This is a genomic window from Algibacter sp. L3A6 (assembly GCF_009796825.1).
Taxonomy (GTDB): domain Bacteria; phylum Bacteroidota; class Bacteroidia; order Flavobacteriales; family Flavobacteriaceae; genus Algibacter.
Window position 1 is genome coordinate 1,885,052 of record NZ_CP047030.1, and the last position, 23,092, is coordinate 1,908,143.

23 protein-coding genes are annotated in these 23,092 nt (G+C 33.8%); 19 read left to right on the forward strand and 4 right to left on the reverse strand.

Annotated features, from left to right (window positions below; all coding sequences use genetic code 11):
* The first annotated feature begins 9 nt into the window (after positions 1-9).
* From GQR98_RS07870 to GQR98_RS07885, 4 genes are all read left to right on the forward strand, one after another.
* Complete coding sequence (locus tag GQR98_RS07870; RefSeq protein ID WP_159019039.1) at positions 10-1,779, forward strand: MutS-related protein; 1,770 nt, start codon at positions 10-12, stop codon at positions 1,777-1,779.
* 265 nt (positions 1,780-2,044) lie between these two features.
* Positions 2,045-2,563: a hypothetical protein gene (locus GQR98_RS07875; RefSeq protein WP_159019040.1), complete on the forward strand. Its 519-nt coding sequence runs from the start codon at positions 2,045-2,047 to the stop codon at positions 2,561-2,563.
* Positions 2,564-2,570: 7 nt separating this feature from the next.
* A complete protein-coding gene (locus tag GQR98_RS07880) occupies positions 2,571-3,095 on the forward strand; it encodes a hypothetical protein (protein WP_159019041.1) in 525 nt (174 codons plus the stop codon).
* A 14-nt stretch (positions 3,096-3,109) separates the two neighbouring features.
* Positions 3,110-3,889, forward strand: a complete 780-nt coding sequence (locus GQR98_RS07885; protein WP_159019042.1) for an amidohydrolase — start codon at positions 3,110-3,112, stop codon at positions 3,887-3,889.
* A gap of 128 nt (positions 3,890-4,017) precedes the next feature.
* On the opposite strand, the gene GQR98_RS07890 is transcribed toward GQR98_RS07885, so the two are convergent.
* Together GQR98_RS07890 and GQR98_RS07895 are read right to left on the reverse strand one after the other, a co-directional pair.
* Positions 4,018-4,998, reverse strand: coding sequence for an acyl transferase (locus GQR98_RS07890; RefSeq protein ID WP_159019043.1), 981 nt, complete (start codon positions 4,996-4,998; stop codon positions 4,018-4,020).
* A gap of 138 nt (positions 4,999-5,136) precedes the next feature.
* Entirely contained in the window at positions 5,137-5,469 is a 333-nt protein-coding gene (locus tag GQR98_RS07895) for a T9SS type A sorting domain-containing protein (RefSeq protein ID WP_233268098.1), read from the reverse strand.
* 196 nt (positions 5,470-5,665) lie between these two features.
* On the opposite strand from GQR98_RS07895, the gene GQR98_RS07900 reads away from it, so the two are divergent.
* Entirely contained in the window at positions 5,666-6,346 is a 681-nt protein-coding gene (locus GQR98_RS07900) for a response regulator transcription factor (RefSeq protein WP_159019044.1), read from the forward strand.
* Between the two features lie 6 nt (positions 6,347-6,352).
* Positions 6,353-7,399 (forward strand): sensor histidine kinase, encoded by a 1,047-nt coding sequence (locus tag GQR98_RS07905; protein WP_159019045.1) that lies wholly within the window; start codon positions 6,353-6,355, stop codon positions 7,397-7,399.
* Here the strand turns inward: GQR98_RS07905 and GQR98_RS07910 are convergent.
* The gene (locus GQR98_RS07910) at positions 7,373-8,428 is read right to left on the reverse strand and encodes a glycosyltransferase (protein WP_159019046.1); all 1,056 of its coding nucleotides are present in this window, start codon (positions 8,426-8,428) and stop codon (positions 7,373-7,375) included. The genes GQR98_RS07905 and GQR98_RS07910 overlap by 27 nt on opposite strands.
* A gap of 281 nt (positions 8,429-8,709) precedes the next feature.
* Here GQR98_RS07910 and trmB point away from each other — a divergent pair, with 281 nt between their 5' ends.
* The 11 genes from trmB (at position 8,710) to GQR98_RS07965 (ending at position 17,366) form a co-directional block, all read left to right on the forward strand.
* Complete coding sequence (trmB, locus tag GQR98_RS07915) at positions 8,710-9,384, forward strand: tRNA (guanosine(46)-N7)-methyltransferase TrmB (protein ID WP_159019047.1); 675 nt, start codon at positions 8,710-8,712, stop codon at positions 9,382-9,384.
* Positions 9,385-9,386: 2 nt separating this feature from the next.
* Positions 9,387-10,016: a LysE family translocator gene (locus tag GQR98_RS07920; RefSeq protein ID WP_042504702.1), complete on the forward strand. Its 630-nt coding sequence runs from the start codon at positions 9,387-9,389 to the stop codon at positions 10,014-10,016.
* A gap of 2 nt (positions 10,017-10,018) precedes the next feature.
* Positions 10,019-10,348, forward strand: a complete 330-nt coding sequence (locus GQR98_RS07925; protein ID WP_159019048.1) for an MGMT family protein — start codon at positions 10,019-10,021, stop codon at positions 10,346-10,348.
* A 419-nt stretch (positions 10,349-10,767) separates the two neighbouring features.
* A complete protein-coding gene (gene egtB, locus GQR98_RS07930; RefSeq protein WP_159019049.1) occupies positions 10,768-11,916 on the forward strand; it encodes an ergothioneine biosynthesis protein EgtB in 1,149 nt (382 codons plus the stop codon).
* A 1-nt stretch (position 11,917) separates the two neighbouring features.
* On the forward strand, positions 11,918-12,865 hold the full coding sequence (locus GQR98_RS07935) for an L-histidine N(alpha)-methyltransferase (RefSeq protein ID WP_159019050.1): 948 nt from the start codon (positions 11,918-11,920) through the stop codon (positions 12,863-12,865).
* 46 nt (positions 12,866-12,911) lie between these two features.
* Positions 12,912-13,646, forward strand: coding sequence for a flavodoxin family protein (locus GQR98_RS07940; RefSeq protein WP_159019051.1), 735 nt, complete (start codon positions 12,912-12,914; stop codon positions 13,644-13,646).
* A gap of 69 nt (positions 13,647-13,715) precedes the next feature.
* Complete coding sequence (locus tag GQR98_RS07945; protein ID WP_159019052.1) at positions 13,716-14,378, forward strand: aspartate/glutamate racemase family protein; 663 nt, start codon at positions 13,716-13,718, stop codon at positions 14,376-14,378.
* A gap of 22 nt (positions 14,379-14,400) precedes the next feature.
* Complete coding sequence (locus GQR98_RS07950; RefSeq protein ID WP_159019053.1) at positions 14,401-15,249, forward strand: SDR family oxidoreductase; 849 nt, start codon at positions 14,401-14,403, stop codon at positions 15,247-15,249.
* A gap of 222 nt (positions 15,250-15,471) precedes the next feature.
* Positions 15,472-16,608, forward strand: coding sequence for an Mrp/NBP35 family ATP-binding protein (locus GQR98_RS07955; RefSeq protein ID WP_159019054.1), 1,137 nt, complete (start codon positions 15,472-15,474; stop codon positions 16,606-16,608).
* Positions 16,609-16,611: 3 nt separating this feature from the next.
* Entirely contained in the window at positions 16,612-16,857 is a 246-nt protein-coding gene (locus tag GQR98_RS07960) for a NifU family protein (protein WP_159019055.1), read from the forward strand.
* 179 nt (positions 16,858-17,036) lie between these two features.
* Positions 17,037-17,366, forward strand: coding sequence for a 2Fe-2S iron-sulfur cluster-binding protein (locus tag GQR98_RS07965; RefSeq protein WP_159019056.1), 330 nt, complete (start codon positions 17,037-17,039; stop codon positions 17,364-17,366).
* Positions 17,367-17,841: 475 nt separating this feature from the next.
* Here GQR98_RS07965 and GQR98_RS07970 read toward each other — a convergent pair whose 3' ends face one another.
* Positions 17,842-18,240: an SPOR domain-containing protein gene (locus GQR98_RS07970; RefSeq protein ID WP_159019057.1), complete on the reverse strand. Its 399-nt coding sequence runs from the start codon at positions 18,238-18,240 to the stop codon at positions 17,842-17,844.
* Between the two features lie 216 nt (positions 18,241-18,456).
* Between GQR98_RS07970 and GQR98_RS07975 the strand changes: the two genes are divergently transcribed.
* Complete coding sequence (locus GQR98_RS07975) at positions 18,457-19,749, forward strand: cytochrome c3 family protein (RefSeq protein ID WP_159021117.1); 1,293 nt, start codon at positions 18,457-18,459, stop codon at positions 19,747-19,749.
* A gap of 73 nt (positions 19,750-19,822) precedes the next feature.
* Positions 19,823-23,080 carry a TAT-variant-translocated molybdopterin oxidoreductase gene (locus GQR98_RS07980; protein WP_159019058.1) on the forward strand — a complete coding sequence of 1,086 codons (3,258 nt, stop codon included), beginning with the start codon at positions 19,823-19,825 and terminating at the stop codon, positions 23,078-23,080.
* The last annotated feature ends 12 nt before the right edge of the window (positions 23,081-23,092 follow it).

Sequence of the window (23,092 nt, forward strand, 5' to 3'; positions counted from 1 at the left end):
ATAAACAAAATGAGTGCACCTATAGATTATTACCAAGAACATCAAGCAACATACACTGCAGAAGCACAAAAGTTGCATAAGCAAATGATAACCTTAAGCATGCTAAGGTTGTTGGTTTTTGTTGCTACAGGCTTTGGTATATACTTCACTTTTCAAAACTGGCAAATTGCTTTAGGTATTGGTGTTTTGGGTATTGCAGGTTTTCTGTTTTTATTATCAAAATATAACGATATTAAACGCGAACGTCAGTTTAAAAAGGCTCTTGTTTTTATAAATGAAGAAGAGATTAAAATTGCTTCGGGTAATTTTCATGATCGCGATCAAGGCCTTAAATTTCAAGACCCAAATCATTTTTATAGTTTAGATATCGATTTATTTGGTCGAGGTTCATTTTTTCAATTTATAAATAGAACAACGATTACCGAAGGACAAGAACGATTGGCAGATTTACTAAAAGCGAACAATACTGAAAACATTGTTTCACGACAAAAAGCCATTGAAGAATTAAGTAGTAAGCCCGAATGGAGGCAGCATTACGATGCTAATTCGAGTTTAATTGAAACAGAAACGTCTGCAAATCAAATTGTAACATGGTTAAAAAATTATAAAACCTTTTTGCCAAAAATGATGCAATGGTTACCAATAGGGTTTACTGTTATTTCGGTAGCATTATTTGGATTAACTATTTTGAATTTAATTAACTCTGAAATTGTTGGCTATTGGTTGCTTATTGGTTTAGGTTTTTCTGGTGTTTATGTAAAACGTATCAATCAACTATCAACTGGAGCCGATCAGGTTAAAGATACATTTCGTCAGTATGCTTTATTGTTAAATTTAATTGAAAATGAAAATTTTACTTCGGAATTGCTTCAGAAGAAACAAGAAAAAATTCAATCGGAACATAAAAAGGCGTCACTTATTTTTAAAGAGTTATCCAAAGGTTTGGATGCATTAGATAATCGCAATAATATTATCTCGGCTATATTTGGTAACGGCTTGTTCTTGTCGGATATTAAAAATAGCTACCGTATTGAAAAATGGATTAATCAATATGCTGATAAAGTTGAAGATTGGTTTGAGGTGGTTTCTTTTTTCGATGCGTATAACTCCTTAGGTGGTTTTAATTTTAATCATCCTGATTTTGTGTTTCCTAAAATAGTAAACAACGGTTCGGTTATAAAAGCTACAAATTTAGGGCATCCTTTGTTAAACGAGTCTAAGCGTGTAGATAGTAATGTCTCTATGGGTAACGAGGAGTTCTTTATTGTTACTGGGGCAAATATGGCAGGAAAAAGCACCTTTTTACGTACTATGTCTCTGCATATTGTTATGGCCAATGTTGGTTTGCCTATTTGTGCTGAAACGAGTGAATATTCGCCTGTAAAATTGATTACAAGTATGCGCACCACAGATTCGTTAACCGATGATAGCTCGTACTTCTTTTCTGAGTTAACGCGATTAAAATACATTGTAGATGCTATTCAAAAAGAACCTTATTTTATTATTCTAGATGAAATTTTAAAAGGGACAAATAGTACCGATAAGGCTATTGGTTCTCGTAAGTTTGTTGAAAAATTAGTGGCTTCTAAGGCTACAGGAATTATTGCAACGCACGATTTAAGTTTGTGCGAAATTGAAAAAGAACTACCGCAAGTAAAAAACTATTACTTCGATGCCGAAATTATTAATGATGAACTTCATTTTGATTACACTCTTAAAACCGGAGTTTGTAAAAATATGAATGCATCTTTTCTATTGAAGAAAATGGAAATTGTATAATATAATCTATAATTAAGAGTTTCTTTTAAGGTGTTCCGAAGAAAAAATAATCGCCACTCTTTGATTATTGTGTCATTTTTCAGCTCTAATTTTAACATACGCGTTTTTCAATTAAATGGCTAATACGTTGTTTAACTTAGTTTTACGTTAATTTGAAGAGGTTGCGAACTTAGGCCTTTGTTAAAAGCGTGTTAAGCTAGTGACTAACCCTTAATTTTGTGTCTAAATAAATAGTGAATCTTAAAAAAAGATAAAGAATATGAAGATGATAAAAATATTACCCATAGCATTAATTGGTTTATTCATGTCTTGCGGAAGTGGAGAGCGTGTTATAATGGAAGAAGGTGCTGTGTATAAAGTGAAAAACGATAACTTTTATAGTAAAGGTAAAGATATTACAGAGCTGTTATCCGAAAACGAGAAGAAAGACATTAAGGCCGTTTTAAATAAGCGTCTGGAAGCTGAGCGTCTTGCTGAAGATAAAAAAGAAAAGCTAGAAAAGGAGCAGGAAAAAGTTGAGAAAACCATAGAGAAAGCTAAGGAAAAACAAGAAGCCTTAGAGGAAAGTCAAAAACAATTAGAAGAGAAACAAGAAGCAATAGAAGATGCTCGACACGATTTTTTAAAGGCTAAAGAAAAACTAGAGAGTAAAAAAGAGAAGTATAATAAACTAAAAGAAAAAGGTAAGCTATCGCCTAGTGATGAAGAGAAGTGGCAAGGCCGTTTTGAAGATTTAGAAGCTAAAATAAAAGATTATAACACTATTTATAAAAACTTAAAATAAAATAATTATGAAAAATATATTTGCAACCCTAGTCTTATTTGTATTCTGTTTTGCAGTTAATGCACAAGAGGTGGTATTTAAAGAAGCAACATACCAAGTTAAAGGCAGTAAAATTCTTAAAGATGGAGCCGATGTTACAAAAACATTATCTATTGAAGATCAACAACAAATAAAGGATGCTTTTAGTGTTAAAAAAGCAGAATTAGACAAAGCTAAAGCAGCTGAAAAGGCAGAGCTTGAAAAGGTAAAAGCCAAAGAAAAGGCTGTTAAGAAAGAAGAGAAAGCGAAAAAGGATCAGGAGAAAGCATTAAAAAAAGCTGAAAAAGAACAAAAGAAGGCCGAAAAAGCATTGAAGGCTAAAGAGAAGGCAAAGTCTAATTTTGAAAAAGCAGGAAAAAAACATAAAGATGCTATTTCGAAATACGAAAAGTTAAAAAATAAAGGTAAATTGTCTCCAGTAGACGAAAAGAAGTCGCTAGAGAATATTGAGAAGCTAAAAGAAAAGCTGGACAAAGCAAAAAGTAAACTATAAAATAAAATCACGGTATGGAAAAAGAGCTTAAGGTTGCATTAATTCAGGCGAATTTAGTTTGGGAAAATCCTCAAAAAAACCGTGAACAGTTTACAGAAAAAATAGAACAAATTTCAGGCAGTATAAATTTAATTATACTGCCTGAAATGTTTACAAGTGGTTTTACCATGAATGCTGAAAAGGTAGCCGAAACCATGAATGGGGAAACTATTACATGGCTAAAAGATATGGCCGCTAAAAAAGATGCGGCTATTGTTGGTAGTTTGGTGATAACAGAAGCGGGTAAGTATTACAATCGTTTAGTATTTGTTGAGCCTTCGGGTAAAATTACTACTTATAATAAACGTCATGCTTTTACCTTAGTTGGTGAAGAGAAAACATATACGGCAGGTAATGAAAAGATAATTATTGATTATCTAGGTTGGAAAATCTGTCCGTTAATTTGTTACGATTTACGTTTCCCGGTATGGGCAAGAAATATTGAAGATTACGAAGTCTTGATTTATGTGGCCAATTGGCCAAAACCACGAGTTACGGCTTGGGATACGCTTTTAAAAGCGCGAGCTATCGAGAATATGAGTTATTGTATTGGGGTGAATAGAGTAGGTGTAGATGGTGTGAATAGTGAATATTCTGGTCACTCTGCTGTTTATGATGTTTTAGGAAATCAGTTATCTAATTTCGAACCGCATGAAGAAGGGACTCAAGTAATTATTTTAGAGAAGCGCCATGTGGAAGCTTATAGAAATAAATTGAAGTTTTTAAACGATCGCGACACTTTTATAATTCATTAATAAAAACAAAAAGCCCGACTTTTACATCGGGCCTAATAAATTAACCAAAATTTATTACTAATCATTCTTTTTCTTAGCAATGGTTTGGTCGTATATAGTTTCAATTACTTACAAAGTATTTTTTGCAATCATAACACCATTAAGTTGCAACCTCGAATATCAGAGTTGTCAAAACGACCAATAACTTCAAAAGCCCCATCTTGGTTTACACGACCTAAATCTTGGGTTGCAATAAAGGAGCAAGAGTTGATGTTTGCTAAATCTATAACGTTAATTCCGCCCGCTTTTTCGCTGGTGTTTATAGTTAAAGCATCTTCGGTGTCTCGAGTTAAGACTTTCATCCAACTTGGGCATTTAAATACACCATGACCTTGTGAGTATGCTTGGCTTAATAATTCCGTCATACCATATTCACTATGGATTTCTTTTGTGCCAAAACCAGCTTTTAACTGTTTGTGCAGTTCTTCGCGAATCAATTCTTTTCGGCGGCCTTTCATGCCTCCAGTTTCCATGATTACGGTATTTTTTAGGTTGAACTGATGCATTTCAACTAAATCTAACAACGCAAAAGAAACACCAATAAGTAATATTTTTTTGCCTTTAGCATCTAGCTTTATTAAGGTGTCTTTTAATTCGGAGATGTTATCGAGATAAAAACCACTTTCAGCATGTTTCGATTTCGAAATCATAGCATCGACCATATATATTAATGATGAGCCTTCACGTTCTAAGTAAGATGGCAGTAATCCAAGAATAACATAATCTTCAATCTTGCCATAAAAGTGTTCAAAACCTTTATTAAAACTTTGTTCGTAGATCTTTAAATCGGTAACATGGTGTTTGCTCGTCGCACTTCCGGTAGTTCCAGAACTGGTAAAGGTTGTTTCAACGGCATCTTTAGTACTTAAAATATCTCGAGTTTTAAAAAACTGAATGGGTAAAAAAGGAATATCGCTACTTGTTTTTACATCTGTTGGATGGATGTATAATAGGTCGCAAAATGAACGATACACCCTATTGTTTTCAAACTGAAATTTAAAAACTTTTAATGCTAAGCTTTCAAATTCCGCGGGTGTTTTTATTTTGAAAATGGCGTTTTTATCGATCATAAATAGATTTCAATAGTCATTAAAGGCTTAAAAACGTTTTGGTGGTTTTTAGTGACCTTTATATTATAGTACAAAAGTAGATAAAATAAAAAAGCACCACCAATTGGTAGCGCTATTATATTTATATGTTCAAAAAAATCATTTTACAATGAGTTTTCTGGTTTCACTTACTTGGTTTTCGGTAATATGTAAAATATAAACCCCTTTACTTAGTTTTGAAATATTAAGTGTTTTACCAATAAGTCTAGCAGAAAGTACTTGTTTTCCCAGCACATTAAAAACCTTAACCGTTTTTGTTAAGTTGCTTTTTGATGCTATAGAAACTTCATTATCGTATGCACTTACCGGGTTTGGGTAAATGGTTAAACCTTCGATTTTAGGTGTTGTATTGCTAGAGGTTTGCGCATCCATAGTCTGGACGGCAAAAAAAGAAATAATGGTAAAAAAGATTAAAAAGTATTGTTTCTTCATATTTACTCGTTTGTTATTTCAAAGTTAGATGAATACTACAATTTTAATGCCAAAAAATAGTTAACTTTATTATAATTTGTTATAAAGTTTATCAATTTGTTTCGCGATTGTTACCTTAGTGTTATTAATTTTTTAATTTTAATAAAATTATGTTATTAGCTTTATCTTTACTTCAAGAAACAGATTTTCTTTACAAATGAAAAAAAAAGACATTAAAATATTGTTGGTTGATGATGAACCGGACATTTTAGAAATTGTAGGTTATAATTTATCAAGTGAAGGTTATCAGGTACTTAAGGCTGAGAATGGAGCCGAAGGGGTTAAGATCGCAAAGAAAGAATTACCTCAGTTAATTATTCTAGATGTTATGATGCCAGAAATGGATGGTATTGAAGCTTGTGAATTAATTAGAAAACATCCCGATTTGGCTAATACTATCGTGACTTTTTTAACAGCTCGTGGTGAAGACTATTCTCAAGTAGCAGGATTTGATGCTGGTGCAGACGATTATATTACAAAGCCTATAAAACCAAAAGTTTTAGTGAGTAAAGTAAAGGCGCTTCTTCGTCGTTTTAAGGAAGAAGATGTTGCTGATACCTTGAAAATAGGATCATTGGTTATTAATAGAGACGAGTATAAAATCACTTCTAAAGGGAAAGAAATTATTTTACCAAGAAAGGAGTTTGAATTACTTTCTTTATTAGCCTCTAAACCTGGAAAAGTTTTTAAACGCGACGAAATTTTAGATACCGTTTGGGGTAACGAAGTGGTTGTTGGTGGGCGTACTATTGATGTGCACATTAGAAAATTACGTGAAAAATTAGGAGATAAAAGTTTTAAAACCGTAAAGGGTGTAGGTTATAAGTTTGTAGATTAATTTGTAATGAAACAGACTAAATTTAAAAAATCGTATCGATTCGCGAGAGTTACTTCGTTTTATATTACCTTATATATAACGCTCTTATTGAGCGTTTTTTTATTTTACTCCTCTAATATCGAGTTGTGGAAAATCCCTGTGCTTGCTATTAGTACCTATGTTTTTTGTTTTATAGTAATTCAATATAGAGTGGAACGATTTATTTATCGTCGTGTTAAAAAAATATATGATGATTTGACTTTATTAGAATCGGCTAAGCTTCCAAAAGGAGCTATTACCACCGATATGCACACGCTTACTCAAGAAATAGATAAGTTTGCCCGCGATAAAAAGTTAGAAATAGAAACTCTTAAAGTTAGAGAGCAGTACCGAAAAGAATTTTTAGGTAATGTCTCTCACGAGTTGAAAACGCCATTATTTACTGTGCAAGGTTACATTTTAACCTTACTCGATGGTGCAATGGACAACAAAGAAATTCGTGAAAAATACTTAGAACGTGCCAGTAAAGGTATTGAGCGATTAAGTTATATCGTTGAAGATTTGGATATGATTACTAAACTGGAAGTTGGTGATTTAAGACTTAAAATAGAAACTTTTAATATTGTAGAGTTAGTAGAAACAATTTTCGATATGCTAGAAATGAAAGCGGCAAAGAAGAAAATTACACTAACCTTCGATATGAATTATAAAAAACCGATTTTTGTAAAGGCGGATAAAGAACGCATCCAGCAGGTTTTAATAAATCTTATCGTTAATTCTATTAAATACGGAAGTGAAAAAGGTACCACTGAAATTAGCATCGAAAATTTAATAAAAAACAAAGTTATTGTTCGGGTAACCGATAATGGAGAGGGTATTGCATCTGCACATTTACCGCGATTGTTTGAGCGTTTTTATAGAGTTGATAAAACAGGGTCTAGAAAAGAAGGTGGTTCTGGACTTGGACTTTCTATAGTAAAACATATTATTGAGGCACACCAAGAAAAAATATATGTTGAAAGTGAATACAGTGTGGGTAGCGAATTCTCATTCACCCTCGAAAAAGCTGAATAATTTTTTAAAGTCGATTTCAAAATCAAAAGCTTTTAATCCAGCATAACCGGTAATGTTTTCTAACATTTTTATGGTAAAATCGTCCTGACTACAAGTTGGTACCAAGCGCATATCGCTAAGGCGTTCTGCTAAATATTCTTGTTCAAACTGGCCAGGTGTAGGTATAAAAAGAGCTTTTTTATTCAGTTTAGCTAAATCCATTACGGTGGTGTAACCCGATCGCGACACAATCAATTCGCTTTCATTTATTGTTTTTTCTAGTAACGCGGATGTCATAAAATTATAAATGGTTATGTTGCCCTTTACCTCCTTGGTTTGCTCATCTTCCATAACACCTTTTACAAAAACTACTCGACCATTAAAAACTTCCAATTCATTTAAAAGACGTTCTTCTAGCATGGTGCGTTGCGGCTCTGGACCAGAGATTAGCACCATAACATCATTTTTTATTTCGGTCTCCTTTTTAGTAAAACGACTTAATGGCCCAATGTAAGTTGTAGGCAGTTCAAAACGTTTTACATGGCCTAGTTTTCCGCTTAAATTAATATCGCCTGGCGTATCCGGAACCCAACAGGCATCAAACTTATTAATAATCTTTTGATGCATTTTAGTGCTTAGCCAAGTCGTGCTGCCACTCAAGACATTTAATTGATGTGTAATAAAAATAGATGGCACTTTTTTACTTCTAACACCTAATCGGTTGTCCGATATAATGCCAGAAATTTCTTCAGAGTCTACAATGTCTTTAATTGCCTTTTTTTCAGCCTTAATAGCTTGCATCAATTTAGGCGAATCTTTAATAAGTTTTAGCTTAAAATGCTTTCCGTTTTTAGCATACGTTACGTTGTATGCAGGTAATTCAATGCATTTTAAATTAGGGAATTCCTTTTTTAACAAAGCCAAAGCTACGCCATCACTAGCAATTATAGGTTCGAAGTTGTTTAAAATTAATGCATTAATAATAGGTATACATCGCGTAGCGTGCCCTAAACCCCAATTTAACGGCGCAACTAAAATTCGTTTTTTCATCAATTAAAATTCTAAATAAAAGCTTTTATTATGGCGTTACCACAAGGGTCGGGCTTTCCGCTATATCTTTTTTTTGCAAGTTTATAAAGTTGGTTTTATTAAATTATAGACAAACCAAGTGGTTATTGTCGGTTTTTTAAGTTTAATCTAGCAAAAAAAAGGATGCCGCATCAATCCCTAACGCACTTTTCGGCAAATTCAAAGGTAAGCATATAAACACTTGGGTATATTTCCGTAATTTTACCAATTCAAAACTAATAATAACAAATAGTTAATATACTGTGGGTAGTAAAAATAAACTGAAACGATTTAGAGAAAACGAAACTTTTTCCAACGTGTTTCAACCATCAAGAGAAGAATTGGTAGAGTCAACTTTTAGTCTAAAAGGTGAATGGCGTTCTAAGGTTTTTAAAAACGATAATCCGTTAGTTCTAGAATTAGGCTGTGGAAAAGGAGAATATTCGGTTGCATTAGCACAAAAATATCCAAATAAAAACTTTATTGGTGTCGATATTAAAGGTGCTAGGTTTTGGAGAGGCGCAAAAACAGCTATAGAAGAAAATATACCTAACGTGGCTTTTCTGCGTACGCAAATAGAACTTATCGATCATGCTTTTGCTAATAATGAAGTAGATGAAATTTGGATTACTTTCCCAGACCCACAAATAAAATACAAGCGTACCAAACACCGCATGACTAATGCTGTTTTCTTGGAGCGTTACAAGCAAATTCTAAAACCAGATGGTGTTATGAATTTAAAAACCGATAGCGAATTTATGCATGGTTACACACTTGGTTTATTACATGGTGCAGGTCACGAAGTATTGTATGCTAACCATAATGTTTACAAGCAAGAAGGTAGCCCAGAAGAAGTAACAAGTATTCAAACCTTTTATGAGTCGCAATACTTAGAGAAAAATAAGCCTATTACCTATATTAAATTTAAAATCAAATAGTTTTGAATATTACATTTATCTTCTTTTTAGGGTTGGTTTTTGCGCTTGTGGGTGTTATTCCGCCAGGATTACTAAACATGACGGCCGCAAAAATAAGTCTAAAAGAAGGTCATGTGCGCGGCATCATGTTTTCTATTGGTGCCTGTGTTGTTGTAATTATTCAAACTTCTATAGCAGCTATTTTTGCGCGCTATTTAAGTAAAAATCACGATGTAATAGATGTATTGCAGCGTGTAGCATTCGTTATTTTTGTTTTAATTACTATCTATTTCTTGTTTATAGCTAAGTCTGAACCTAAAGAACAAGTAGAACCAAAAATTAGAAGTAAAGGAAGTCGTTTTTTTCAAGGTTTGTTTCTATCTGGTATAAATGTATTCCCGATACCTTACCAAGCTTACATGACTATTACTTTAGCTTCTTTTGGATGGTTAGATTTTAGTCAAACAAGTATTATCTCTTATGTTGCTGGTGCAGCTATGGGTACTTTTGTTACTCTTTACATGTACATTTTCTTTTTTGATAAAATAAAGAGTAAAACATTAACATCTCAAAAAAACATGAACCGCATTATCGGTAGTATTACCGGTATTATTGCAATAGTAACTTTAATAAATATTATTAGAGAAATATAACCATGAAACCGGAAACATTAAATTTTTTCGATAAAGTTTACCAAGTGGCTAAGCAAATTCCATTTGGTCGTGTTACTAGTTATGGAGCTATTGCCAAATATTTGGGAGCTGCAAGAAGTGCTAGAATGGTTGGTTATGCCATGAATGGCTCTCACGGAAAAGATGTTGCTGCCCACCGCGTGGTAAATAGAAAAGGTTTACTAACCGGTAAGCATCATTTTGATGGAACCAACCTGATGCAACAACTTTTAGAAAGTGAAGGCATAAAGGTTATCGAGAATCAAATTCAAGATTTAGATACGGTTTATTGGGATCCTTCCGAACATCTGTAAATATTACTTCTTATTATTTAAGTTCAATTATTCAAAAAAAATCATTCCATTAATAAGAGTGAACCAAGCAAATCAACTTTTAAGGATTTGGAATTGGCTTCATTTTATTCTATTTTTATAGGCAGAGGGTTTTATGGATACGTTTCCATAAGTAAATTATGCTATTAAATTTGTAGTGGTTTCAATTTTAGTGTCTTCAAATGTTAAATTGTTGAAGTGCTTTAAAATCAATTGAAAAACGTCAAAACTCAACTTACTCCAATATTTTTTTTAATCTGTTACATATTGTGTTTTTATAGAAAAACTTGGCATAGTTATGCTGTTTATGTAAGTAGTTAGGTTTTGTTGAGACTAGTTATAGTACAAGTTATTTTATTTAAACTCCGTAAAACCAGACAAATTTCACGTTAATAAAATTTATGACTATAAACGAAAGGTATCAAAGTATTAGACGGCAAACTATAGGTTTTTGCAGTTATTTGCAACCGGAAGATTATGCTATTCAGGTCGTTAAATTTGCGAGTCCTGCAAAATGGCACTTGGCCCATACCACTTGGTTTTTTGAAACTTTTATATTAAAAGCAGAACTTGATGGCTATGTGGAATACGATTCAAACTTCAATTTTTTATTCAATAGTTATTATAATAATGTTGGTAGTCGAGTATTGCAATCTAACCGAGGAAATATGTCTCGCCCAAGTACCGATGCTATTTTTGCCTACAGAGATTATGTAGATAAGCATATGTTGGATTTTTTTGAAACCAATCCAGAACAGAAACTATTAAATTTAGTGATTTTAGGTTTAAATCACGAACAGCAACATCAAGAATTATTAATAACCGATGTAAAGTATATGCTGGGGCATAATGCATTGTTTCCTGTTTTTAATGCTGATTTCAATTTAATAAAAGATGAAAATACCGCTACCGATAGTATGAAAATATCAGCAGGTGTTTATGAAATAGGGCATCAAGATTCCGAGTTTTGTTATGATAATGAATTAGGTGTGCATAAGGTGTATGTACCCGATTTTGAAATAAATAACTTTTTAGTAACCAATGGAGATTACATGGCTTTTATGGAAGCTGGTGGTTATTCCGATTTTAATCTTTGGTTAGATGAAGGTTGGGCTTGGGTAAATGCAGAGCAAATTAAAGCACCCCTGTATTGGCATAAAATAGATGGAGAATGGCATGTTTATACCCTTGCCGGATTACAAAAAGTAGATAAAAATGCTATTTTAAGCCACATTAACTTTTACGAAGCTAATGCTTATGCTGAGTGGAAAGATATGCGATTACCAACCGAGTTTGAGTGGGAAGTTGCTGCCCAAAAGTTAGATTGGGGCAAACGTTGGGAGTGGACCAACAGTGCTTATTTACCATATCCTAATTTTATAAAGGAAAATGGAGCGGTTGGTGAGTATAATGGCAAGTTTATGAGTAATAAAATGGTGTTAAGAGGTGCTTCGGTAGCGACATCTCAAAACCATAGTCGAAAGACGTATCGCAATTTTTTTCATCCTTCGGAACGCTGGCAGTTTACCGGAATAAGATTAGTAAAGTAATATGATAGAAGTTTTTAAGAATGAAGTTGATAAAGGGTTACAAGCAGATAGCAAAACATTACCATCAAAGTATTTTTATGATAAAATAGGCGATGCCCTTTTTGTAGAAATCATGAATTTGCCTGAATACTATTTAACCCGTTGCGAGTTGGATATTTTTCAGAATAAAACCCAAGAACTTATTGAGGCTTTTGGAGTTTCTCCAGATTCTTATTTTGAGTTGATAGAGTTGGGTGCCGGAGATGGTACAAAAACAAAAGAGTTGTTGAGATCGTTAGATGCTCAAAGTTATAATTTTGATTATTTTCCTATCGATATTTCTTCCAATGCATTGAATTTATTGGAAAAAGATTTAAAAAATGAGCTTCCAAATTTGTCTGTGCAAATTCAAGAAGGCGATTATTTTAAAGTTTTAGCGTCCTTAAAGGAGAGTAAGAAACCTAAAATAGTATTGTTTTTAGGGTCTAATATTGGTAATATGTCTGATGATATGGCTGCCGAATTTATATATAGTTTGGGGTCTAACTTACAAGCTGGAGATAAACTCTTGTTAGGTGTAGATTTAATAAAGGCGAGCCATGTTGTGCTTCCAGCGTATAATGATAGCCAGGGTGTCACAGAAAAGTTCAATCTTAATTTATTGGATAGAATTAATAATGAGTTAGGCGGGAATTTCAACCTTAAACAGTTTAAACATCAGCCAGAATATGATGAGCATGAAGGCGTCGCTAAAAGCTATATAGTAAGTACGGCGAATCAGGCTGTTGAGATTAATGCCACCGGAAAAACCTATAATTTTACAGAAGGAGAAAAAATTCATACAGAAATATCTAGAAAATATAACGATGCGTTAATTGAGAAAATAATCGAGAAAACCGATTTTAATCTTGAAACTAAAATACTAGATAGTAAAGCCTATTTTGCAGATTATATACTTAGAAGAGATTAAAATACTATGTTTTGAATAATAGAATTTAACAACTAAACCGATAACTATGAGCGAGAAAAGATTTAAAGACCTGAAAGCAATTTATGTAAATTGTACACTGAAGAAATCTCCAATGGAGAGTCATACATCTAAACTCATAGAGGTTTCAAAATCTATTATGAAGAGCGAAGGTGTTTCTGTAGAAGATATTAGATTTATTGATCATGATGTCGCAACCGGCGTTTATCCAGATATGATGGAGCATGGTTGGGAAAAAGATGAATGGCCTGAGCTATTTAAAAAAATATTTGAGGCTGACATTCTTATAGTTGGTACACCTATTTGGTTAGGAGAAAAATCGTCTATTGCTCAAAAATTAATTGAAAGACTGTATGGAATGAGCGGACAAACAAACGATAAAGGGCAATACAGCTTTTATGGGAAAGTTGGCGGATGCATGGTAACAGGTAATGAAGATGGCGTAAAACATTGCGCTATGGGTATATTGTACTCGCTTCAGCATGTTGGATATTCTATACCGCCACAAGCGGACTGTGGCTGGATTGGAGAAGTTGGGCCTGGTCCTAGCTATGGCGATACGGAATGGCAGGGTAAAAAGTTGGAAAAGCCATTAGGTTTCGATTCAGATTTTACTAATCGAAATACTACATTTATGACCTATAATTTATTGCATTTAGCGTCCATGTTAAAAAAACAAGGTGGATACCCTAGTTATGGAAATTCGAGAGAAGACTGGGACGATGGAACAAGATGGAATTTTGATAATCCTGAATACCGTTAAAAACTAGTTGGTTAAATCTATTGTTTTTCAGGAGAAAACTAATTTTAATTCCTTTTAAATAAACTTGATATGAATAGTGTGAAACTTGCTGTTTTAGGTCTTGGAAGCCAAACGACCACCTTTTATATTAGTGAGTTGAATAGGCTATATAATGAAAAATATGGTGGTTATAGTACATGTCCATTTATTATGTGGAATGCGAATTTCGATGCTATAAATTCACTTTTACCAAACAGTTCTGAGAGGTTGAATGCGTTAACTCAAGATTGTATTAACGAAATCGAAAAATTAGATATATCACATATTTTGGTTCCTAATATCACCTTGCACGAAAGTATAGATGAAATAGAGGTTGATAAAAATATTTTGCATCCGGTTTATTTAACGGTTGCAAAAATTAAATCGCTAAAGCTTTCAAAAATTGTTTTAATGGCTTCGGAATACACCATGAATTCAGCATATATTCGTTCCGTGTTTACCGCAAATGGAATAGAAATAGAGATTCCTTCGGAAGAAGATCGAGTTCAAATTGATACATTTCGAAAACAAGTTTATGTTAAACAAGAAAGCCAAGCAGGCATAGTCGGTTTTCAGAATATCATCGAAAAATATACAATTAAAAATACCGTTTTGTTGGCATGTACGGAATTGTCTATTTTTAAACCTAATAATAACTCACGTCTTTTAGATATGGTGGAAATTCAAATTAGAGAAGCGATTAATATCTTATGAAATTTTAAAATAGAATATTACTATGAAAATAGCAGTCACTTCGGCAAACGGAAAATTAGGTTCTACTATTGTAGAAAATCTAATAGAACAGGTGGGTAAAGAGCATGTTGTTGGAATTGCCCGTTCACCAGAAAAAGCAAAACACCTTGGTATTGAAATACGAAAAGGCGATTATAATAGTCGTGCGGAATTCGATACGGCATTGCACAGTATAGATGTTGTTATGTTGCTTTCAGGAATGGATGAGCCTGATAAAAGAATTCAGCAACATCGCAATGTTATTGATGCAGCGGTGAGTAATGGCGTTAAGAAAATAGTGTACACCAGTATTGTTGGCGATGAAAAAAACACGGCGTTTAGTCCCGTGGTGCAGAGTAATAGGCAAACAGAAAAGGATGTTCAGAACTCAGGTCTTGATTATGTTATTGGTAGAAATGGCATATATATTGAACCCGATTTAGAATATTTAGATACTTACATTAAAGAAGGTGAAATTAGAAATTGCGCAGGCACGGGTAAGTGTGCTTATACAAGTAGAGCGGAGTTGGGGTTTGCTTATGCTAAAATGTTGGTAGAAGATAAACATAACGGAAAAACCTATAACCTTGTTGGTCATGCTATTTCTCAGAGTGAATTAGCAGATTATATAAATCTAGTTTTTAATACTAAACTTAAGTTTAATCAAGTATCGGTAGCTGCCTACTTATATGAAAGAAAAATGGCATTGGGTGATTTTCTTGGTACTGTAATCGCTGGAATATACGAAGGGATAAAAAACGGTTCTAATAATGTGCTTTCAGATTTTGAATTGGCTGTAGGTCGACCACATAAATCTGTTGAAGATATTATGAGAGCTTACAAAGAGGAGTAATCAGCGTTGGATGTTTTTTTATCAGACTTTGGTAGATTTTAAAATAAAAAATGGTGATTACAAGGCGTTTTAGTATAAATAGCTATTTTCAATCCTAACATAAGTAAAACTTCTAATTTAGGTATTAAGACTTCCGTCGATATTATTTATCTTTGTAAATTATAATTATTCTCAATTAAGCGGTAGTCAAATATGCTGACTGCCAATATTATTACACAAGCAATGAAATTAAATAAACAAGATATATTAAAAGCGCTTGAAACTATTACTGTTCCTGGCGAAGGACAAAATATGGTTGAAAGTGGTGCTGTAAAAAATGTAATGACTTTTGGAGACGAAGTTATTGTAGATATCACAATTAACAACCCAAGTTTACAAGCAAAAAAACGTACGGAAGTTGATGTGTTAAAAACAATACATGAACAAGTTTACGAAAAAGCAAAAATTACAGTTAATGTAAAAGTAGACGCGCCTGCTAAGCCAAAGGCTAATGTAATTAAAGGGAAACCTGTTGCAGGAATTCAAAATATAGTTGCAATTGCATCTGGTAAAGGTGGTGTAGGGAAATCTACAGTAACGGCTAACTTAGCCGTGACTTTAGCAAAAATGGGATTTAACGTTGGTATTTTAGATGCTGATATTTACGGGCCATCTATTCCAATTATGTTCGATGTGGCTGATGCAAAACCTTTAGCTGTAAATGTCGAAGGGAAATCGAAAATGAAGCCTGTTGAAAACTACGGAGTTAAAGTATTATCTATTGGCTTTTTCACACAACCAGACCAAGCTGTTGTTTGGCGTGGACCTATGGCTGCAAAAGCACTGAATCAAATGATTTTTGATGCACATTGGGGTGAGTTAGACTTCCTACTATTAGATTTACCTCCAGGAACTGGAGATATTCATTTAAGTTTAATGCAATCGCTACCTATTACAGGAGCTGTTGTTGTTAGTACACCGCAAAACGTGGCTTTGGCCGATGCTAAAAAGGGTGTGGCTATGTTTCAACAAGAAAGCATTAATGTGCCTGTTTTAGGTATTATTGAAAATATGGCGTACTTTACTCCAGCAGAATTACCAGATCATAAATATTTTATCTTCGGAAAAGAAGGAGCTAAAAACTTGGCAGAAGATTTAAAAGTGCCATTTTTAGGAGAAATTCCTTTAGTACAAAGTATTCGTGAAGCCGGTGATGTTGGTCGTCCAGCAGCTATGCAAAAAGGAACACCTTTAGAGCAAGCTTTTGAAAAAATAACGCAAAATGTAGTGCAGGAGGTTGTTAGAAGAAATGACGATTTACCGCCTACAGAAGCAATTAAAATTACAACAATGGCTGGATGTTCTGCCGTAAAAAAATAAGATATGACCAGCGAAGAAGTAAGATTGAATGTTGAAAAAGCATTAGAAGAAATTCGTCCGTTTTTACAAAGTGATGGCGGCGATATTTCGTTAATGTCGATTGAGGATAACGATACTCTAGTAAAAGTACAATTACAAGGTGCTTGTGTAGGGTGTTCGGTAAATCAAATGACATTGAAATCGGGTGTTGAAATGACTATTAAAAAGTATGCACCACAAATTGAAAAGGTGGTTAATATTGAAATTTAATAGATTAATATCATTATAATTTATAAATAAAGAATCTTCAATTTGAAATAAATGAAGATTCTTTATTTTTTTATAAAGGTTTCTATTTTCTGTTAGAAAAGTATGAAAATTAAAGCGACAAAACTTAAATTTGTGGCACGACTTATGACGTATCACTAATTGAATTACAAAACAGTACTATGCAAGACATAAATATTAAAATTACCGATAGAGACGGTGTAAAACACGAAATTGTTGCCCCTACAGATATGGCAATGAATTTAATGGAAGTTGTTCGTTCTTACGAGTTGGCTCCAGAAGGAACTATTGGTATTTGCGGAGGTATGGCTATGTGTGCATCATGCCAATGTTATGTAACTAGCGATACAGAGTTACCAGAGATGGGAGATGATGAAGAAGCAATGCTGTCTGAGGCTTTTGATGTTAAAGATAACAGTCGTTTAGGTTGTCAAATTCAAATGACGCCAGAAATGGAAGGTCTAGAAGTAGAATTAGCTCCAGAAAGTTAATATTTGGCACAGTTGTGCTTTAGTTTAAAAAATTATATTAGATACAGCATTCCTAATAATGGATAGTGAACACAATTTGAAATTTGATTTCTTAATGGGTTTGTTTTTTCTTTATTAGGAATGCTTTTTTTGTTCTAAAACTATAGGTTTAATGTAATTATCAACTTGTAATTACTCAAAGTGAAACATGGTTTTAGTTGTTTAAAGAGGTGCACGTTTCAAAAATATTCAGTTTAAGTATGCTTTTTATTTCTATAATGAATTGTAAACATCGGGTCTTCTTTATGTCTTGCTCTTAAAAGAAATTATATTCATAGTTTAAATTGAGAAAAAGGTTTTCTGAAGAATTTGTTGAGTTTGGAGATTTATTTTTGAATTAGAAAGTGAGGATTAGAAAATTAGGTAAAATAAAAAAAGTTGTCGTATTCGTTAAAATAGACAACTTAGTTTATAGGGTTAAAAACCAGAAATGGTTTTAGTTTTTTTCTTTCTTCGGCTTAAAAATGAAAGCACTAGGGAATTTTTTCTTAATTTTTTTAAGTGCACGATCGGCTTCTAAACGCGTGCTAAAATTACCAGCCCAAATTTTAAAATTTGGTGTTTCATATTCTATAGATGGATTCCACTCAGAAAACGATTGGTTGAAATCTGCTTTGGCATTTTGTGCAGCAGAACGATTTCCAGAGTAAATTTGGATTTTATAACGATCGGAATCATGTTCGTTTTTATTCATTTCCTTTTTCAAATCTAACAAAACTGCTATGTTTTGATCTTGATTTAAAGAAACATGGCCTTCTTGCGAAAAACTTATTGTTGATGTTAACAATAGAGTTAATAGGGGTAACAAAGTTAATTTTGTTTTCAATGAGTTCATTTTCAAATTATTTTGTGCAAAGATATACGATGCAATTAAATTATTAGTTCTTTTATTTATTTAGAATCTCTCTAAATTACCAATTATACCTGTGCTATCATTTCTAAAATCGACTTTTAATATTACTTTTGCGAGAGATTTTTTTAACTGTATTTTTTTCAATTATTAGTAATGAAAAAATCATACCAAAGTTTAGAAGTTAATTTAACCAACAATATGAGACAGGTGATTCACCGTATATTAAGTAAAAACACTCTTAGTTTCAGCTTAATTATTTTATTAGCGTTTACATCAGTCCTTTCTGCACAGGAAGGCGATCCAGCGAAAGGAAAATCTTTATTCAATGCCAATTGTGCGGCTTGTCATCAATTAGACAAGAAAATGACCGGGCCGGCTTTACGTAATGTAGAGGCACGTTTGTCTGACGAGCAAGGCTTAGATCGTGATTGGATTCACGCTTGGGTACGTAACAGTTCAGGGCTTATTAAATCTGGCGATTCTTATGCCAATAAGGTTTACAATGAGTACGGTGGTGCTGCCATGACGGCTTTTCCTCAATTATCTGATGATGATATTAGCAATATTTTAGCATACACTGCTGAAGAAAAGAAAGCGCCAGTTGCACCTGCAGGTGGAGCGGTTGTTGCTCAAGCATCTGAAACGTCAGGAGGAATTTCAAATGAAATTATTTTAGGGGCCTTAGCGATCTTGTTTATGCTTTTAGCTGCAGGATTGTATTTAGTAAATAAAACACTACGTCGTTTTGCAACAGCTCAAAATATAGAATTACCTGAAGATTCAAAAAGAACTCCAATTTGGAAAGCATTTGTACAAAACCAATTTTTAGTAATGGTTCTTACAATATTCTTTTTACTATCGAGTGCGTATTTTGTTTACGGGTATTTATCTCAAATTGGGGTAGATCAAGGTTATCAACCAGTACAGCCAATTCACTTTTCGCATAAAATACATGCTGGTGATAATGGAATAGATTGTAAATACTGTCACTCTTCTGCAAGAGTTAGTAAAACATCTGGTGTGCCTTCGTTAAATGTTTGTATGAACTGTCACAAATCAATTTACGAATACAACGGTGAAACATCTCCTGAGTACTCTAAGGATTTCTACGATGGTGAAATTAAAAAATTATATGCTGCTGCAGGATGGGATGATGCCGAGCAAAAATATACAGGTGAATCTAGTCCGGTAAAATGGGTTCGTATTCATAACTTGCCAGATTTTGCATACTTTAACCACTCGCAACACGTAACTGTTGCAGGAGTAGAGTGTCAAACATGTCACGGTCCTGTGCAAGAAATGGAAATTGCTTATCAACATGCTCCATTAACAATGGGATGGTGTATTAACTGTCACAGAGAAACAGATGTTAACGTAAAAGATAATGCTTACTATACTAAAATTCATGACGAATTATCTAAAAAATATGGTGTAGATAAGTTGACAGCTGCTCAAATGGGTGGATTAGAATGTGGTAAGTGTCACTACTAAAAAAAATAGTTTTTCTTTTCTGCGAAAGCAGGGAACTTTTAAAAATTAATAAGAAGTAATTCAATTATATAATATGTCATCAAACAAGAAATACTGGAAAAGTGTTGAAGAGCTAAACGAAAATAGCTCTATTGTTGAGACGCTTAAACAAAACGAGTTTGTAGCTGAGATTCCTACCGATGAATTTTTAGGAGATAAAGATACATTAGAAGAAAGCTCTACAACGCGTCGCGATTTCTTAAAGTATGTTGGGTTTAGTACCGCTGCAGCTTCTTTAGCTGCTTGTGAGGGTCCTGTTAAAAAAGCGATTCCTTATGTAGTACAACCAACAGAAATTATTCCTGGTGTTGCTAACTACTATGCAACTACTATAGCGAATGGTTTTGATTTTGCTAGTGTTTTAGTGAAAACCCGTGAAGGTCGTCCAATTAAAATTCAGAACAATGTGATGGCGGCTACCAATGGTAGTGCTAACGCAAGAGTTAATGCTTCTGTATTAGGATTGTATGATAGTTTAAGAGTTCAAGGTCCAAAAAAGGCTGGAGATTCTATTACTTGGGATACTTTTGATAGTGAAACAACTAAGAAATTAACTGATTTAGCAGCAGCAAACAAGAGTATTGTGTTATTAACACAAACTTTTGCAAGTCCTTCTACTGATAAGTTAATTACTGAATTTAAAAATAAATATGGTAATGTAAGCCACGTGGTTTACGATGCTATATCAGAATCTGCTGCTCTTGATGCTTACCAAGCCAAATATGGTGAGCGTGGATTAGCAAACTACGATTTCTCTAAAGCGATGACAATCGTTTCTATTGGAGCTGATTTCTTAGGGGATTGGCAAGGTGGCGGTTTCGATTCAGGATATGCGAAAAACAAAGTGCCTAACCATGGTAAAATGTCTCGTCATATTCAGTTTGAATCTAATATGTCTCTTACTGGTGCAAACGCTGATAAGCGTGTGCCATTAACTCCATCAGAACAAAAAATAGCTTTAGCTAAATTATATAGCTACGTTGTAAATGGTTCTGTTTCTGGAACATTATCACCTAAAGTTGATGAAGCTGTTAAAAATGCAGCATCTCAAATTAAAAAAGCGGGAAGTAATGCAGTTGTAGTTACTGGTCTTCAAGATGTGAATGCTCAAACTATTGTTTTAGAAATAAATGCAGCATTACAGAGTAAAGCTTTCGATCCTAGTACTCCAATAAAGACTAGACAAGGTAGCGATAAAGCAGTGACTAAATTAGTTGCTGATATGAAAGCTGGAAAAGTTGGTGCGGTTATCATGAGCGGTGTTAATCCGGTTTATAGCTTAGCAAACGCTTCAGACTTTTCAGAAGGATTAAAGAACGTTGAATTGTCAATTGCTTTTTCTTTAAAAGAAGATGAGACTTCAACTCAAACAGAATATATAGCAGCAGCACCGCATTATTTAGAATCTTGGGGTGATGTTGAAATCAAAAAAGGTCATTATTCTTTAATGCAACCTACTATCCGCCCATTATTTGATACGCGTCAGTTTCAAGATGCATTATTAAAATGGACAGGTAATGAAGATACTTTTCACGATTATATTAAGAACAATTGGAATTCTAGCGTGTTAGGCGGGAATTCATTCAATCAAGCATTACACGATGGTGTTTATGTTTATGGTTCTTCTATTGGTGGATTAAATGGTACTTCAACTAAAACAGTAACAACTTCGACTACAGAATTAAAAGATAAGAAAGACCGAACTTTAGTGGGTGGACTTCTTCACGATGTTGCTGTAGGTGTTGGTATTAAGAAAGAAGATGAAGATGAGTTTACTACAAGCACATCTACTTCAACAGTAAGCGCTAGTAACGCAGTTGATGGTGCTTCTGTAATAGGAGGTGTTGCTGCAGCGAAAGCTTTGGTATCTTCAGCTACTTCAAACGGACTAGAATTATCATTATATACCAAAGTAGGTATGGGAGATGGGCAACAAGCCAATAACCCATGGTTACAAGAGTTTCCAGATCCAATTACTAGAACATCTTGGGATAACTATTTAACAGTTTCTAAAGCTGATGCAGAAGCATTAGGTTTAATGAATAAGCACGTTGCAAACGGCGCATTAAATGGTAGTTATGCAAATGTAACTGTTAACGGTGTTAGTTTAACTATACCGGTATTAATACAACCAGGACAAGCTAAAGGTTCTGTTGGATTATCTTTTGGTTACGGTAAAACAAAAGGATTAAAAGAAGAAATGCAAACAGGTGTAAATGCCTTTGCTTTCTATCATAACTTTAATACAGTACAAAACGTAACTGTTGAGGCTGCAGCTGGTGAGCATGAATTTGCTTCAGTACAATTGCACAATACCTTAATGGGACGTGGGGATATCATTAAAGAAACATCTTTAGAGATATTCAATACTAAAGATAAACAAGAGTGGAACCCTATGGCTATGGTTTCTTTAAATCATAAAGAAACTCCAGTTACAGATCCTAGTGTCGATTTATGGGATGAGTTTGATCGTTCTATAGGTCATCACTTTAACTTATCTATCGATTTAAATTCTTGTACAGGTTGTGGGGCATGTGTTATAGCTTGTCATGCTGAAAATAATGTACCAGTAGTTGGTAAATCTGAAGTACGTAGAAGTCGCGATATGCACTGGTTACGTATTGATAGATATTATTCTTCGGAAGAATCTTTCGATGGTGATAATGAAAAGAAAGATAACATTTCTGGTTTAGGAAGTTCATTAAGTGAGTTTGGTGAAATGGAGCATGCTTCAGAAAATCCTCAAGTAGCGTTCCAACCAATCATGTGTCAACATTGTAACCACGCACCTTGTGAAACTGTATGTCCTGTGGCAGCAACATCACACGGTCGTCAAGGTCAAAACCACATGGCTTATAACCGTTGTGTAGGTACAAGGTATTGTGCTAACAACTGTCCTTATAAGGTACGTCGTTTTAACTGGTTCTTGTATAATGGAAACGATGAGTTCGATTATCATATGAATGATGATTTAGGACGTATGGTATTAAACCCAGACGTTGTAGTACGTTCTCGTGGTGTTATGGAAAAATGTTCTATGTGTATTCAAATGACACAAAAGACAATTCTTGATGCTAAACGTGATGGACGTGTTATTAAAGATGGTGAATTCCAAACAGCATGTTCTGCAGCTTGTAGCAGTGGCGCAATGGTATTTGGAGATATCAATGATGAAGAAAGTAAAGTTGCGAAACTTAAAGAAGATAACCGTATGTATCACTTGTTAGAACACGTGGGAACAAAACCTAACGTACAGTATCAAACAAAAGTGAGAAATACAACAGAAGCATAAATCTAATTAAAG